Annotated in this window: 15 protein-coding genes; 9 read left to right on the top strand and 6 right to left on the bottom strand. The window is 31.9% G+C overall.

What is annotated here, in order from left to right; translation table 11 throughout:
- The first annotated feature begins 75 nt into the window (after positions 1 to 75).
- The 4 genes from LFT63_RS07580 to LFT63_RS07565 all read left to right on the top strand — a co-directional run bounded on the left by LFT63_RS07580 (position 76) and on the right by LFT63_RS07565 (position 3,061).
- Positions 76 to 1,119 (top strand): PTS sugar transporter subunit IIC, encoded by a 1,044-nt coding sequence (locus LFT63_RS07580; protein WP_029056094.1) that lies wholly within the window; start codon positions 76 to 78, stop codon positions 1,117 to 1,119.
- Between the two features lie 2 nt (positions 1,120 to 1,121).
- Positions 1,122 to 1,802, top strand: a complete 681-nt coding sequence (gene sdaAB, locus LFT63_RS07575) for an L-serine ammonia-lyase, iron-sulfur-dependent subunit beta (RefSeq protein WP_017636554.1) — start codon at positions 1,122 to 1,124, stop codon at positions 1,800 to 1,802.
- 12 nt (positions 1,803 to 1,814) lie between these two features.
- Positions 1,815 to 2,714 carry an L-serine ammonia-lyase, iron-sulfur-dependent, subunit alpha gene (sdaAA, locus tag LFT63_RS07570; protein ID WP_017636553.1) on the top strand — a complete coding sequence of 300 codons (900 nt, stop codon included), beginning with the start codon at positions 1,815 to 1,817 and terminating at the stop codon, positions 2,712 to 2,714.
- A gap of 173 nt (positions 2,715 to 2,887) precedes the next feature.
- Positions 2,888 to 3,061, top strand: a complete 174-nt coding sequence (locus LFT63_RS07565; RefSeq protein ID WP_340768562.1) for a hypothetical protein — start codon at positions 2,888 to 2,890, stop codon at positions 3,059 to 3,061.
- Between the two features lie 36 nt (positions 3,062 to 3,097).
- Here LFT63_RS07565 and LFT63_RS07560 read toward each other — a convergent pair whose 3' ends face one another.
- Positions 3,098 to 3,595 carry a GNAT family N-acetyltransferase gene (locus LFT63_RS07560; RefSeq protein WP_029056095.1) on the bottom strand — a complete coding sequence of 166 codons (498 nt, stop codon included), beginning with the start codon at positions 3,593 to 3,595 and terminating at the stop codon, positions 3,098 to 3,100.
- Between the two features lie 204 nt (positions 3,596 to 3,799).
- Between LFT63_RS07560 and srtA the strand changes: the two genes are divergently transcribed.
- Positions 3,800 to 4,414 (top strand): class A sortase SrtA, encoded by a 615-nt coding sequence (gene srtA, locus LFT63_RS07555; RefSeq protein WP_029056096.1) that lies wholly within the window; start codon positions 3,800 to 3,802, stop codon positions 4,412 to 4,414.
- A 182-nt stretch (positions 4,415 to 4,596) separates the two neighbouring features.
- Positions 4,597 to 5,403 (top strand): Cof-type HAD-IIB family hydrolase, encoded by an 807-nt coding sequence (locus LFT63_RS07550; protein WP_340768559.1) that lies wholly within the window; start codon positions 4,597 to 4,599, stop codon positions 5,401 to 5,403.
- 57 nt (positions 5,404 to 5,460) lie between these two features.
- On the opposite strand, the gene LFT63_RS07545 is transcribed toward LFT63_RS07550, so the two are convergent.
- Positions 5,461 to 6,453 (bottom strand): D-lactate dehydrogenase, encoded by a 993-nt coding sequence (locus LFT63_RS07545; RefSeq protein ID WP_340768557.1) that lies wholly within the window; start codon positions 6,451 to 6,453, stop codon positions 5,461 to 5,463.
- A 276-nt stretch (positions 6,454 to 6,729) separates the two neighbouring features.
- Between LFT63_RS07545 and LFT63_RS07540 the strand changes: the two genes are divergently transcribed.
- The gene (locus LFT63_RS07540) at positions 6,730 to 7,392 is read left to right on the top strand and encodes an NAD(P)H-dependent oxidoreductase (RefSeq protein WP_017636548.1); all 663 of its coding nucleotides are present in this window, start codon (positions 6,730 to 6,732) and stop codon (positions 7,390 to 7,392) included.
- Positions 7,393 to 7,666: 274 nt separating this feature from the next.
- Positions 7,667 to 9,160, top strand: a complete 1,494-nt coding sequence (locus tag LFT63_RS07535; RefSeq protein ID WP_119623111.1) for an aldehyde dehydrogenase family protein — start codon at positions 7,667 to 7,669, stop codon at positions 9,158 to 9,160.
- Between the two features lie 95 nt (positions 9,161 to 9,255).
- Here the strand turns inward: LFT63_RS07535 and LFT63_RS07530 are convergent, their stop codons facing one another.
- The 4 genes from LFT63_RS07530 to LFT63_RS07515 form a co-directional block, all read right to left on the bottom strand.
- Positions 9,256 to 10,062, bottom strand: coding sequence for a VOC family protein (locus LFT63_RS07530; protein WP_017636546.1), 807 nt, complete (start codon positions 10,060 to 10,062; stop codon positions 9,256 to 9,258).
- Between the two features lie 137 nt (positions 10,063 to 10,199).
- Positions 10,200 to 10,481: a GNAT family N-acetyltransferase gene (locus LFT63_RS07525; RefSeq protein WP_017636545.1), complete on the bottom strand. Its 282-nt coding sequence runs from the start codon at positions 10,479 to 10,481 to the stop codon at positions 10,200 to 10,202.
- A 127-nt stretch (positions 10,482 to 10,608) separates the two neighbouring features.
- Positions 10,609 to 12,036: an aldehyde dehydrogenase gene (gene aldA / locus LFT63_RS07520; RefSeq protein ID WP_029056099.1), complete on the bottom strand. Its 1,428-nt coding sequence runs from the start codon at positions 12,034 to 12,036 to the stop codon at positions 10,609 to 10,611.
- Positions 12,037 to 12,127: 91 nt separating this feature from the next.
- Positions 12,128 to 13,177 (bottom strand): YkvI family membrane protein, encoded by a 1,050-nt coding sequence (locus LFT63_RS07515; RefSeq protein WP_029056100.1) that lies wholly within the window; start codon positions 13,175 to 13,177, stop codon positions 12,128 to 12,130.
- 312 nt (positions 13,178 to 13,489) lie between these two features.
- Between LFT63_RS07515 and LFT63_RS07510 the strand changes: the two genes are divergently transcribed.
- Complete coding sequence (locus tag LFT63_RS07510; protein WP_119622586.1) at positions 13,490 to 15,277, top strand: cation:proton antiporter; 1,788 nt, start codon at positions 13,490 to 13,492, stop codon at positions 15,275 to 15,277.
- Positions 15,278 to 15,318 lie beyond the last annotated feature (41 nt).

Here is a 15,318-nt window from a genome sequence, read left to right as displayed (position 1 = left end):
TTAGTTGTTGAAATCGCTTTCTTAAGGGTGTACGATAACTATGGCTTAAAAATATAAAAGTGAGGTTTTGGGGAAATGAATATTATCTTAGGAGTGGGTACTTTAGTATTAGTACTTGTAATTATGACGCTATTCTTAAAATTCGCGCCATATGGTAAACAGGGGTTGCAAGCTTTATCAGGAGCTGCTTGTGCAACGTTTTTACCTCAAGCGTTTTTAAGTTATGCAATTGGTGGCGTATTCCACATTAAATTTTTGCAAGAAATTGGTGATTTAGCAGGAAGCTTAAGTGGTATAGCAGTAGGTATACTAACTTGTTTAAATTTAGGCGTATCTCCAGTGTTTGCAGTTATTGTTGGTTTAGTATTACATGATTTCAAATTATTACCAGCATTTATTGCAGCGTATATTGTGGCTTTTGGAATTAAATTAATAGAGAAAAAAGTTCCAGAAGGACTAGATTTAATTGTTGTTATTTTATTGGCTCCAGCAATTACATTTGGTTTAGCAAGCGTTATTACACCAGGAGTAATGGCTACACTTAAACAAATTGGTAGTGCGGTAACTTCAGTTGGCGACAATAACCCATATGCACTAGCAATTATCTTAGGACTCGTAATACCAGTAACAGGTATGACACCATTAAGTTCAATGGTATTAACAAGCTTATTAGGACTAACAGGAGTACCGATGGCAATTGGTGCAATGACATGTATGGGAAGTTCATTTGTAAACTACGTATTATTCAGTAGATTACAAATTGGTGGTAAATCTAAAGCATTTGCAGTTGGTATTGAACCATTAACTCAAATTGATTTAATCGCACAATATCCAGTACAGCTTTACGGTTCAAATGCAATAATAGGTATGGTTAACGCTTGTATCGTGACATTTATGGGCGTAGTCATCGGCGTTAAAGGTATGGCAACACCAATTGCTGGTGCGATCGTATTATTCGGTTTCAACCAACCAGTTAGAGCGATTATTACAATTGTAATTGTAGCTATTGTAAGTATAATACTAGCGTTTATCATGAGTATGATTATTAAAAAATTCAATTTAATGAATTTAAGTTTAAATGTACCGAGCAAAAAGAACAAACTTAAGGAGAGTGTTTAGTGATGGCTAAAAGCTATGATTATCAAAGTGCGTTTGACATTATTGGACCAGTTATGATGGGTCCATCAAGCTCTCACACAGCCGGAGCAGTAAAAATCGGAAACTCAGCAAGAGCAGTTTTAGGCGATGTACCTAAAAGTTTAGAAATTCGTTATTATGAATCATTTGCCAAAACACATCAAGGGCATGGCACAGATGTTGCAGTTGTCGGTGGTGCAATGGGTTATAGTACATTTGATAATAGAATTAAAAAAGCATTAGACATCGCAGAAGAAGAAGGCATTGAAGTAGAAATTATTGAAGATGAAGGAGAAAGTATTGGAGAACATCCAAACTGTGCTTTCATCAAAGCTAAAGATGCAAACGGACGCTATATAGAAGTTATCGGTATTTCAATTGGTGGCGGAACTATCAAGATAAAAGGTATCCATGTTAATGGTTTAGAAACGAAAATGAATCATGGTTTACCGATTTTAACTGTAGATGGACCGGCAGATAAAGCGCAAATCAATCATTTAATTAACGATTTAAACGATATGTCAATTGAATACAAAGATGAATTAACTCAAATTAATGATGATAAAAGCTTAGTAGTGTTACCATTAAATAAAGCAATCAAAGAATCAGCATTAGACACATTAAGAGACAAATACAGTGATTTTACCGTTTCCTATATTAATTAAGGGGGATTCAAAATGTTTGATTCAATTAGAGAAACTATAGATTATGCAGTTGAAAAAGATATGTCCTTTGCAGAAATCATGATCCAAGAAGAAATGGAACTTAAAGGACTTTCACGTGATGAAGTACGTGAAAACATGAGACAAAACTTAGAAGTAATGAGAGATGCTGTAGTTAAAGGTACTACGGGCGAAGGTGTAGAAAGTGTTACAGGCTATACTGGACATGACGCAGCAAAACTACGTGATTATAACGAAAATAATCATGCGCTATCAGGTCATGAAATGATTGAAGCAGTTAAAGGTGCGGTAGCAACTAATGAAGTCAATGCAGCAATGGGTATCATTTGTGCAACACCTACAGCTGGATCGTCGGGTACAATCCCAGGCGTACTATTTAAATTAGAAAAAACGCATAATATTACTGAAGATCAAATGGTAGATTTCTTATTTACAGCAGCATTATTCGGAAGAGTAGTTGCTAATAATGCTAGTGTTGCAGGTGCAACAGGTGGTTGCCAAGCAGAAGTAGGTTCTGCATCAGCAATGGCAGCTGCAGCAGCAGTAGCAATTTTTGGTGGTTCTCCAGAAGCATCAGGTCATGCAATGGCATTAGCTATCAGTAACTTGTTAGGTCTAGTTTGTGACCCAGTTGCTGGACTAGTAGAAATTCCTTGTGTTATGAGAAATGCAATTGGTTCAGGTAATGGGTTAATTTCAGCTGACCTTGCATTAGCAGGTGTTGAAAGTAGAATACCTGTTGACGAAGTGATTAGCGCTATGGATAAAATTGGTAGAAATTTACCAGCATCATTACGTGAAACTGGTTTAGGTGGTTTAGCAGGAACACCAACTGGTGAAGAAATTAAACGTAAAATCTTTGGTGAAGCTGAAGATATGGTAAAAAACAACTAATTCATTAATCATAATTTAGCACTTAAGTGCCGGATAACTCTGGTACTTAAGTGCTTTTTTCATATGTTTTTATTAATATATGGAAATATAATCATTTATTTTTCTGAAGATTAAAAAAACTTATTGCAATTGCACATCCCAATAAATAAAATAATTTTAAAGGGGCTGGTGCAATGCTACGTTTAACGTTAATTTTTATAGCATTCATCATTAACACAACGATAACGTATTTGTGGACATCAGAGGGAACTTGGGTGAATTTATTATTCAAATCATTATCGCTAAGTATGATCATTGTGTTCATGTTTTATTACATTTGTTTTGTTATTGAAAATAGGGAAAGCTAGTGAGGTTAAGTAATGGATATTCAATCTGACTTAATCTCATTTTATGTTATATAAATCAAGTTGATAAAAAGCAAGGTCAAGCCATTGTTCAAATTTATAACCTACTTGCTTAATAGTGCCAGCATGATTGAAATTAAATTTCTCATGTAATTTTATGCTACCTATATTTGAAGCATCTATACCTGCAACAATTGTACGATAGCCACTTTGTTGTGCTTCCTCAATTAATTTTGATAATAATTGTGACGCAATACCACTATTTCTATAGTCAGGGTGAACATAAATTGAATGTTCAATACTATATAGGTATGCAGGCCAATCTCTGAAAGAACCATAAGTTGCAAATCCTTGAACGATATTATCTTCTTCAAAAACAAAAACAGGTTCATTTTTCTGTTTTTTATTTTCAAGCCATTGAATACGTTCTTCTATAGTTGTGGGTTCATACGTATATACTGCAGTAGTATTAATAATCGCATCATTATATATAGTTAATATAGCCTCTAAATCTGATTTTTGCGCTTCTCTAATCATCTTAATCACCTCTCAATCAATTAGAAACTATTTAAATAAAGATTGCAAGATTTATATATTTTGAATTTTGTATCATTAAATGAAAACAAAATTTTATTCAAAGATGATGTAGTGAACAATGTTTAATGATATACTAAAAGCAAAATAAAAGTATAGCTAAATTTGGTCTCAATGATATCGTTTTTAGTTAAAGGAGAAACATTTATGAAAAAATGGACAAATCGATTAATGACTATAGTCGGTGTCATTTTAATATTAGTAGCAATATATTTATTTGCTAAACCTCATATTGATAATTATTTCCATGAAAAAGATAATAGCGATAAAATCGAAAAATATGATAAAACAGAAAGTAAACAAAGTGAACATTCCAAAGATAAAACACCAGAAATTCCTAAGGATAAATCTAAAATGGCTGGATATATTAAAGTACCAGATGCTGAAATTGAAGAGCCAGTTTACCCTGGCCCAGCTACACCAGAACAATTAAATCGTGGTGTTAGCTTTGCGGAAGGTAACGAATCTCTAAGCGATCAAAATATTTCTATTGCAGGTCATACATTTACTGACAGACCACATTATCAATTTACTAATTTGAAAGCTGCCAAAAAGGGAAGTAAAGTTTACTTTAAAGTTGGTAATGAGACACGAAAATATAAAATGACAAGTATAAGAGATGTTGATCCATCTGATGTGAAAGTATTAGATGAACACAAAGGTGAAAAAAATCAATTAACATTGATTACTTGTGATAATTATAATAAAGAAACTGGAGTTTGGGAAAAACGTAAAATATTTGTCGCGAAAGAAATTAAATAGAAAAGATATTTAGATGATGAACAACTTCTTATGAATCAATGGTGAAGGTGTTCATCATTTTTATTTTTCAATAATGAAAGTAATTTCAAATTGTGAATATAGTTTCAGTCTGAATAGGTCATCTTCATTGTCTTTGAAATGTTGTCTATAATTAGGATAAAGATGAGATAGGGGGACTACATGTGATTAAAGCAATTGCCGTTGATATGGATGGGACATTTTTAGATTCAAAAAAACAATTCGATAAAGAACGTTTCGAACGAATTTTTAAAGAATTAAAAAGTAAAGGCATAGAATTTATAGTTGCTAGTGGAAATCAATATGCAAAGTTAAAGTCTATTTTTGGTGAGAGAGACATGTTTTTTATTGCAGAAAATGGGGCAGTGATATATAAAGGTAACGAATTATATCAATATCGAAGTTTTAATCATCAAGATTATCAAGACGTCATTGATTATTTAAATTTAGAAAGACAAATTAATCAATTAGTTGTATGTGGTTTAGAAAGTGCCTATATTTTAGAAGACACACCAGAAGATTTTAAAGAGGATACAAAATTTTATTACCATCAATTAAGCGAAATATCCCAATTACAAAATTTACCTGAAGATGAATATGTCAAAATAGCTTTAAACATTAATAGAGAAACACATCCACAATTAGATAAAGATTTACAAGAACGTTTCCCAGAAACTATCAAATTAGTATCAAGTGGTCATGATAGTATTGATATTATTATGCCAAATATGACAAAGGGACAAGCTTTACATAGATTGCTTGAATTATGGGGATTAGAACCTTCTGAATTGATGGCTTTTGGTGATGCAAATAATGATAAGGACATGCTAGAACTAGCGCAATATAGTTATGTAATGAAAAATAGTCAAGACGCCTCATTGTTTGATATAGCGTATGACGTTGCACCAAGTAATGATGAGCAAGGCGTGTTAACAACAATTGAAACAATGGTACTTGATAATCATAAATAATAAAAATGCGACGAAGTGACTCTAAATGAATCACTTCGTCGCATTTTATTTATATACTTAATTTAAACGTGTATCACAAGTACCTGTATTGATAACTGATAATGAAGCATTTAATCCACCTTCTACAAGATTTTGAACGGCTTCATCAGAGAAGAAAGCGATGTGAGGTGTTAATAAAATATTTTCATTTTCAATGAGTTCTAATAACGTTTCATCTTCAACTTTTTTATTAGTCCAATCAAATGTGAAGTAAGGTGATTCAAATTCATAAGTATCAACAGCTGCTCCATATAAAGGACCATTATTAACAGCGTCAATTAAAGCTTTTGTATCTAATACGGCACCACGAGCAGCATTAACTAGCACGGCACCTTCTTTTACTTTGGCAAACATATCTTTATCAAATAAGTGATAGCTATCTTTATTTGCTGGTACATGTAATGAAATAATATCAGCATCTTTAATAGCTTCTTCTACTGAATCTTTGTACTCTAAGAAATCGAGTGACTCATTTGGATAAGCATCATAACCAATGATTGTTGCACCGAAACCAGCATAGATTTTCGCAGTTGCTGCACCAATACGTCCAGTACCGATAATAGCTACAGTCATGTTTTTAACAGGACGTGACATAATAGGTGCTGCCCAAGTGAAATCGTGATTTTGTACACGTTTTTCAATAGCAGGGAATTTACGTACTAATTGTAATGCTATTGATACAGAGTATTCAGCAATAGTTTCAGGTGAATAACTAGGTACATTTGAAATAATGATACCGTGCTTTTTAGCTAATTCTAAATCGTACATATCGAATCCAGCAGTTCGCTGTGCAATTTGTTTAATGCCATAAGATTCTAATTTAGGATAAACTTCGTCTTCAAGTTTACCGAATTGCATTGTCGTAACACCATCATAATCTTTAAGTTGATCAACAGTGTCTTTGCTAAGTAATTCAGGTGAAGTAGTGACTTCTATATTATTCTTTTTACCCCAGTTTAACGCCATTTCTTTCTCATATTCTCTAGTACCGAAAAACATTATTCTTGTCATAATGAAATTACCCCATTTCAAAAATTATAAAAAGTTGTTTAACAAATAGTATGATATAAAAAATAAGTAAAACTATAACCTACATCCACATTATATTGTGAATCTTTTCACAAATCAAGTTAAAAATTAGTTTTTTTGAAATCTGAATAGAAATAGTTTTATATGTTTAATTACAAATGTATGTTAACAAGCATTAAAATATGAATTAGTTCAATTATTTTAGAGAGAGCATCTTTTAAGATATAATATCCATAATAATAATATGGAGGTACCTTTATGAGTAATATGAATCAAACAATTATAGATGCGTTTAATTTTAGACATGCAACAAAACAATTTGATCCTGAAAAAATCATTCCAAAAGAAGATTTTGAAACAATTTTGGAAGCGGGAAGATTGTCACCAAGTTCATTAGGTTTAGAACCATGGAAGTTTGTAGTTGTGCAAAATAAAGTATTGAGAGACAAATTGAAACCTTACAGTTGGGGCGCTCAAAAACAACTTGATTCAGCAAGCCATTTTGTAATCGTACTTGCGCGTAAAAATGTAACGTCTCAATCTCAATTCGTTCAAGATTTAGTAAAAGGTGTTAAAGGTTATAAGGAAAGTACATTACCAGCAGTTTATGAAAAATTTGATAATTTCCAAACTAATTTCCATATTAATGATAGCGAAAGAACATTGTTTGATTGGGCAAGTAAACAAACATACATTGCTTTAGCAAATATGATGACAAGTGCAGCGCTTTTAGGCATTGATTCTTGTCCAATGGAAGGCTTTGATTTAGATGAAGTGACATCCCTTTTAAAAGATGAAGGTATTTTAGATACAGATCATTTTGGTATTTCTGTAATGGCAGCATTTGGTTATCGTGCTGATGAACCACCACACGGTAAAGTTCGTCAAAATTATAACGATGTCATTGAGTGGTTTGAGTAAATAAATATTTTTAAGTGAAGAAAGAGCGGTGAGAAATAATTCGATTTAATTATTATTTCAATCATCGCTCTTATTTTGGGTTGATGAATAGAATCATATGTTGCAGGGTAAACTTAAAGTGTACATCCTTGTGAGCACATTATTTTTTAATCATAGCGTATGGATGTAGAATGATAACTAAGGAAAAGTAAACGTTTACATTTTCGATATAACTTTATATATTGTTTAATACATTTCCTACAGTATTTCAAAAATTATAAAAGGACGGGATACGATGGCAAATATTAACGTAAGAGATTATATAGATGAAAGCTATGGCTTATTTATAAATAACGAGTTTCATAAAAGTGAAAGTGGAGAAACATTAACAGTTTCTAATCCAGCAAATGGAGAAGAATTAGCTCAAGTAGCTAAAGCAGGTAAAGGTGACGTTGATAAAGCAGTAACAGCGGCTACTGAAGCTTTTGATGCTTGGAGTAAAATTTCTAAAGAAGAACGTGCTGATTATTTATTAGAAATTAGCCGTAAAATTCATGACAATGCTGAACGATTAGCAACTATCGAATCATTACAAAATGGTAAACCTTATCGTGAAACATCTACTATAGATGTACCAATGGCGGCTAACCAATTTAAATATTTCGCAAGTGTTTTAACTACTGATGAAGGTTCAGTTAATGAAATTGATCATAATACTATGAGTTTAGTAGTAAATGAACCAGTTGGTGTTGTAGGTGCAGTTGTGGCATGGAACTTCCCAATTTTACTTGCATCATGGAAACTAGGACCAGCACTTGCTGCAGGTAATACTGTTGTTATTCAACCTTCATCATCTACACCTTTAACATTAATTGAATTAGCTAAAATATTCCAAGAAGTATTACCTAAAGGTGTTGTTAACGTATTAACTGGTAAAGGTTCTGAATCTGGTGATGCTATATTCAATCATGAAGGTGTTGATAAATTATCATTCACTGGTTCTACAGACGTTGGTTATGGCGTAGCTAAAGCAGGTGCTGAACGTATTGTACCAACTACATTAGAACTTGGTGGTAAAAGTGCTAATATCATCTTTGATGACGCTAATATTGATCAAGTTATTGAAGGTGTTCAATTAGGTATTCTATTCAACCAAGGTGAGGTATGTAGTGCTGGATCTAGATTACTTGTCCAATCATCAGTTTATGATAAATTATTACCAAAATTAAAAGAAGCATTTGAAAATATTAAAGTAGGTGACCCATTTGCAGATGATGTTAAAATGGGAAGTCAAACTGGTGAAGAACAACTAGAAAAAATCCAAAACTATGTCAAACTAGCTGAAGAAGATTCAAGTGCTAACATTGTAACAGGTGGTCATCGCCTTACTGATAATGGACGAGATAAAGGTTTCTTCTTTGAACCAACAATTATAGAACTAAAAGATAATAGTCATCGATTAGCACAAGAAGAAATTTTTGGTCCTGTACTAGTAGTAGAAAAATTTGACGATGAACAAGAAGCAATTGATATTGCTAATGATTCAGAATATGGACTAGCTGGTGGTATCTTTACAACTAATTTAAACCGTGCATTAAATGTAGCTAAAGCAATGCGTACAGGTCGTATCTGGATCAATACGTATAACCAAATTCCAGCTGGCGCACCATTCGGCGGATATAAAAAATCAGGTATCGGTCGTGAAGTTTACAAAGACGCAATTAAAAACTATCAACAAGTAAAAAATATTTATATCGATACTTCAAATGAAACTAATGGATTATATTAATATATATTAATACTTTCTGAGGTTTGTGAATATATAATAAGAGCCAGTCCAAGACTTAAACAATGTCTTGGACTGGCTTTATGTTTATATTGAAGTTATTGTTGTGGTACTTTTGATTCATCTGAATGTAATTGTACAGTAAGTCCTTCAGGTGAAGTTAAAATTTCGCTTGATTGATTAGGTTTATAAATATCAAATCCAGATAATCCATAGCTATTATCATTATCTTCACGTTTTTTACTTGATTGCCAAGTGTTAGCAGCTAAATGATGATGATATTTATTAGTAGACATAAATAGTGCTTGTGGGAATTTAGAAATATGTTCAAAACCAATTTGATCTATATAGAATGATTTAGCATCTTCTAAACTATTAGTTTTTAAATGTAAATGTCCGATTTTAGCACCATCAGGCATACCATCCCAGCCATCTTCAGTTCTTTCTAATAATAATGTAGGTCCATCAACTTCTAAAGTATCCATTTTGACGAATCCGTCATTCCAAATCCAACCATCTTTTGGACGGTCACTATAAATTTCAATGCCATTTCCTTCTGGATCAGCGAAATAAAGTGCTTGGCTTACAAGATGATCTCCAGCACCAATTCTCATACCTTTATTAGCTACGTAATATAAGAAGTTAGCTAAGTCAGTATCAGTAGGAAGTAAGTAAGCAATATGGAATAGTCCGGCTTCTGATGCACTAGGTTGTCTGCCATCTTTAAGTACATTTAAAGTTAAAGTGTGTCCACTTTTACCAATTGCCAGAATAGCTTGTTCGTCGCTTTGTGATAATACATTAAATCCTAAAATGTTTGTATAGTAATCAATCATTGTGTTTAAATCTTTGACGTTTAAATTAATATTTGTAATTTGTGTTGCAGTTTTATCATGAAATGTCATAGTTAATTCCCCGCTTTTCTCTCTTTTGAATATACTTATTATAACTGATATAAAAAGTATATTCAAGATAAAAATTTAAAAAAGAGGGATAAATTGAAATAAACATTTATCCCCCTTATTACTTCTACTTTATCAATTTAACCTAAATATACGTCTTGTACGCTATCATCTTTTTCAAGAACATCTTTTGCGAATGGACAAGAAGCAATAATTTTTAAATTGTTTTTACGAGCATAGTCTACAACTTGATATACTAATTTTTTTCCAAGTCCTTGTCCACCAAGTTCATCAGAAACACCAGTATGATCAATATCAATTTCATTATTATCTGCAGTTTTAAATGTGATTACTGCTTTAGGATCGTTTTCATCTTCGCCAACATAAAATTTATTTGTACCTTGTTTAATTTCTTCAGCCATAATTCATCGCTCCTTTATTGTGTATATAGTATATTTATCACTAAATAAAAATTTAAAACATTTGCTATATAAGAATAGAGATTAAATTGAAGTGCTAGATAAAATTACAGCAGAGCATTTAAACAATTTAACTATATCTAATATAAGAAACGGTAGTATTATAGTATTCCTCGAAACCATGAATACCATCTGCGCCACCTAGACCAGATTCTCTCCAACCAGCATGGTAGCCGTTAACAACTTCTTCAGCTTCACAATTGGCATATACTTCACCAAATTTTAAACGTTCAGTTGCCGTCATGACTTCTGATAAATCATTTGAGAATATATAAGAAGAGAGGCCAGCGTTTGTATCATTAGCGTCTTCAATAACTTGATTAAAGTCATTATATGTTGTGATTGCTAATACAGGACCAAATATTTCTTCTTTAAATGCACTATCTGTTTGTTTAACGTTATCTAAAACAGTAGGAGCATAGAAATAACCAGGGCGGTCTAATTTGTGACCACCTAATACAAGTTTAGCTCCATTATTAACAGCATCTTGTACTTTTTCGTCTATGCTATTTAATTGAGTTTCATTAATAATAGCACCGAAATCTGTTTTTTCATCAAGAGGATTTCCTACAGTTAAAGCTTCCATTTTAGATTTTACTTTTTCAACAAATTTATCATGAACGTCTTCATGTACAAATATTCTCTCAGGACATGTACATACTTGGCCTGCATTTTTAATACGAGCAGTTACAATATAATCCACAGCTTTATCAATATTTGCATTTGGCGTTACGAGGACAGGGGCGTTTCCACCTAATTCTAAGTTTACCTTTTTAACTGTGTTTGCTGCATTTTCAAATACGGCTTTACCGGCACGCATGCTACCAGTTAAAGATATTAATTTGATATCTTTATGTTGTGCTAATTGTGTACCAACAGTTTCACCAGTACCTGGGACGATTTGGATTAAACCTGCAGGAATCGTTGAAGCTTTAAAAATTTCAGCTAAACGTAGGGTAAGTAATGTTGTTTCTTCACTAGGTTTAATGACAACAGAACAACCTGTTACAATAGCAGGAATGACTTTACGTAATAATACTAAAATAGGAGCATTCCAAGGTACAATACCAGCTGTTACGCCGATAGGTTTTTTAGTGAGTTGAATAGTTTCATTTTCTACACTATTTTGTAAAACTTCGCCTTTATTACTCATGCTTAAACTAGTCATATAATCAATAAATTGAACAGATTTATCAATTTCGCCTTGAGCTTCGGCTAATGTTTTACCTTGTTCTTTGACGTAAAGTTGTGCAAGTTCTTCTTTATTTTGTTCAAGTAATGGGATTAATAATTTAACATGTTCGGCACGAGTTGGTTGCGGAACTTTTTCCCACTCTAATTGTGCATGTTTAGATTTCTCGATGGCTTCATTAACTTCCTCAGTAGTCGCAAATGTAATCGTATCTATTTTTTCACCAGTTGCTGGATTAATTACATCCATTGTTTCGTTTGAATTACTTTCTATAAATTCATTGTTTATAAATAATTGATTAGTCATATAACATACCTCCACTTGAAATATTCCCTAAAAGTCAGTGATTAAATATTAAAATTAAATTTAGACATAAAAAAGTTAGAGCAACAATGCTCTAACTTTTTGTGAACCCTTTATAGAATATAGGTATGAGGAGTATAAATCCAAATACCCCCATAATAGGGAATACTTTTCCAATAAGTGATATAAATCCAACGAAAGTGCATATAAACGTAATGAATGCCATTGTGATAATCAATATATAATAACGTTTCGAGAAGGGTTTACTAAATCTAGCAGCAAAAGCATACATAAGTCCTACTACTGTATTATAAATTACTAAAATCATAATGACTGACATAATTAGTCCAATGGATGGTGAAATATTTTTAGCTAATAATAGGGAAGGTAACGCAACATCTTTAATTTGATTAAATTGAGTTACAAGACCTAAATTAATCATTAATATTAAAAATGTGATGATGACACCGCCTATTAGTCCGCCATACGTTGCTGACTGACGATATTTTAATTTGCCACCCATAACTGAGAAGAAACTGAACGCAGCCGCAATTTGTAAACTAGCATAATTGATACCATCAAACCACCATCCAGGTGAAATAGATTTATGATGATTTGAGTATTGGTTAGCTGCATTAAAGTTAAGATGACCTGATGCAAAATAATAAATAGCTATCATTGTTACAACTGCTACTAGAAACGGTGTCACTCCTCCTAGTACTGCAATGAGACGATCAAATTTTAAAAATAATGTTGATAATATAAGAATGACTAGTAATAATGAACTCAGCCAGTATGGAACGTTGAAGCTCTCATGAATAGTAGAGGCTCCGCCAGCTGTCATTATAATAGCTAATGAAAATAAAAAAACAGTTAATATTAAATCAAAGACTTTAGCAATCATTGGATGTAAATAATAATGTACTGATTCTGAATGGTTACCTGATTTTAGTCGATAACCTGTCTTTAAAACAAAGATTCCGCCTAGAGTAATAATAGTTCCTGTTACAATAATGCCAGCTAAACTATAAACACCATGGCTAGTGAAAAATTGGAATATTTCTTGACCAGTCGCAAATCCTGCACCTACGACAACGCCTACAAATGCGAAAGCCACTATAATGGACTCTTTAGCTATATTCATTTATGTTCTTATCCCTTCATGTCAAAATTAATGAGATTTCAATTTTAATTATAATTATCTTAAAAATTCATATCTTTCTATTTTAGACGAAATAATACTAAAAATAAATACTTGAGTACATGCTATATGGACTATTGTGTAAATAAGACGTACGGTTTCTAAGAATTAAAAATAGTAATGCAATACAAAATGATTAGTGTAGAATAGTAATGACAAAAATTTTTAATAAATATTAATGCATTAATGATGATACTTTGATAGTATTAGCAAATATTGATTGGAAAAAGTGTAAAAGTTGAAGAAGGTGTTGTTATGATATTTGATTTACCTTTAATGCTAATGATTGTTGTATTTTTAGCATTAGGTATATTCAGTCAATGGTTAGCAAATAAAATAAAATGGCCATCCATAGTAGTAATGGCCATTGTAGGTCTGTTAATTGGACCAATATTAGGCATAGCGAATCCTAAAGAAGCAATGGGATCGGAAGTATTTAGTCCTATAGTTTCATTAGCAGTAGCCGTTATATTATTTGAAGGTAGTAGTAATTTAGATTTCAGAGAGTTAAAAGGGATATCGAAAGCGGTCATCAGAATTATTACTGTAGGTGCAACGATTGCATGGATTTTAGGTGCAATTGCATTACATTTTGTATTAGATTTTCCAATTTCAGTATCATTAGTTATGGGTGGATTATTTTTAATCACTGGCCCTACAGTAATCCAACCATTGTTAAAACAAGCAAAGGTAAAGAAAAATGTCGATTCAATATTACGTTGGGAAAGTATCATATTAGATCCTATTGGTCCTATGTTGGCACTATCAGCATTCTATGTATACCAAATTGTTGATGAAGGTATAAGTTTTTTAGTAATCTTACTATTTATCTTAAAAATTTTAAGCGTTGTTTTAATAGGTTTTGGTGCATCATTCTTATTTAATTGGTTAATTAAACGTGACATGATACCACAAAGTTTAATGCCGCCAATACAACTGGTATTTATACTTTTAATATTTAGTATCTGTGACGAAATTTTAGCAGAATCTGGATTATTATCTGTAACCATATTTGGACTTATAATGGCACGAAATAAACGTCATGACTTAATGTTTAAGGAGTCTGATCATTTTATAGAAAATGCATCAACAATAATGGTTTCAACAGTATTTATTTTAATTACATCATCACTTACTAAAGATGTATTACTAAACGTACTATCATGGCAATTACTTGTATTTAGTATTGTAATGATTTTACTTGTAAGACCTTTATCGGTAATTATTTCCACATTTAGAACAGAAATAACTAAAAGAGAACGTGTTAGTGTAGCCTTAATGGCGCCTAGAGGTATTGTTGTACTTACCGTTGCACAATTCTTTTCAAGTTTGTTTATGGATGACGGCGTTAAGATGGCTCAATACATAACACCAGTCACATTTGGTCTTGTATTTATTACCGTTGTTATTTATGGATTTAGCTTTACGCCGTTAAGTAAGTTGTTAGGCGTAGCAAGTAATGAACCACCTGGCGTTATTATTGTTGGGGAAAGTGAATTCTCATTTCATTTAGGAAGTATGCTTAAAGATCATGGTATACCCATTATGATGTTCAATTTATTTGAAAACACTTCAGATAAAGCACATCAGCAAGGATTTGAAGTATTTAAAGGGAATTTATTATCTAGCAATGACCGTATATATTCAGATTTACTAAGATATAATAAGTGTATATTGATGACGAAATCATTTATTTTTAATAGTTTAGCATTTAATGAACTAGTACCTGAATTTGGTTTGAATAATGTCCATATGATGCCGGTATCATTTAATGATGAACAAGCACGTAATAATTTAAATGGTCCTATTCGAAATCATATTTTATTTGATGAAAATCATACACCAAGATGGTTTGATAACTATATAACACAACATAATATTATAGAAGTGCCTGCCGAAAGATATCATGAAATTACTGATAAAGATATGTTAATTTATTATATTAATGAAAATAAAAATGTCACTTTTAAAAGGAATAATCATTCACTACCTAAAGAAGAACATGGGACATATGGTATATTAAAAAATGTTTATAACGTATAAAATATTGCTTTTATAAAAAAATAATGTTAATATAACATCAG

Origin of the sequence: Staphylococcus sp. FSL H8-0121, assembly GCF_038008425.1 — a bacterium.
Lineage (GTDB): Bacteria > Bacillota > Bacilli > Staphylococcales > Staphylococcaceae > Staphylococcus > Staphylococcus pasteuri.
This window is presented reverse-complemented; position numbering and strand designations above follow the sequence as displayed.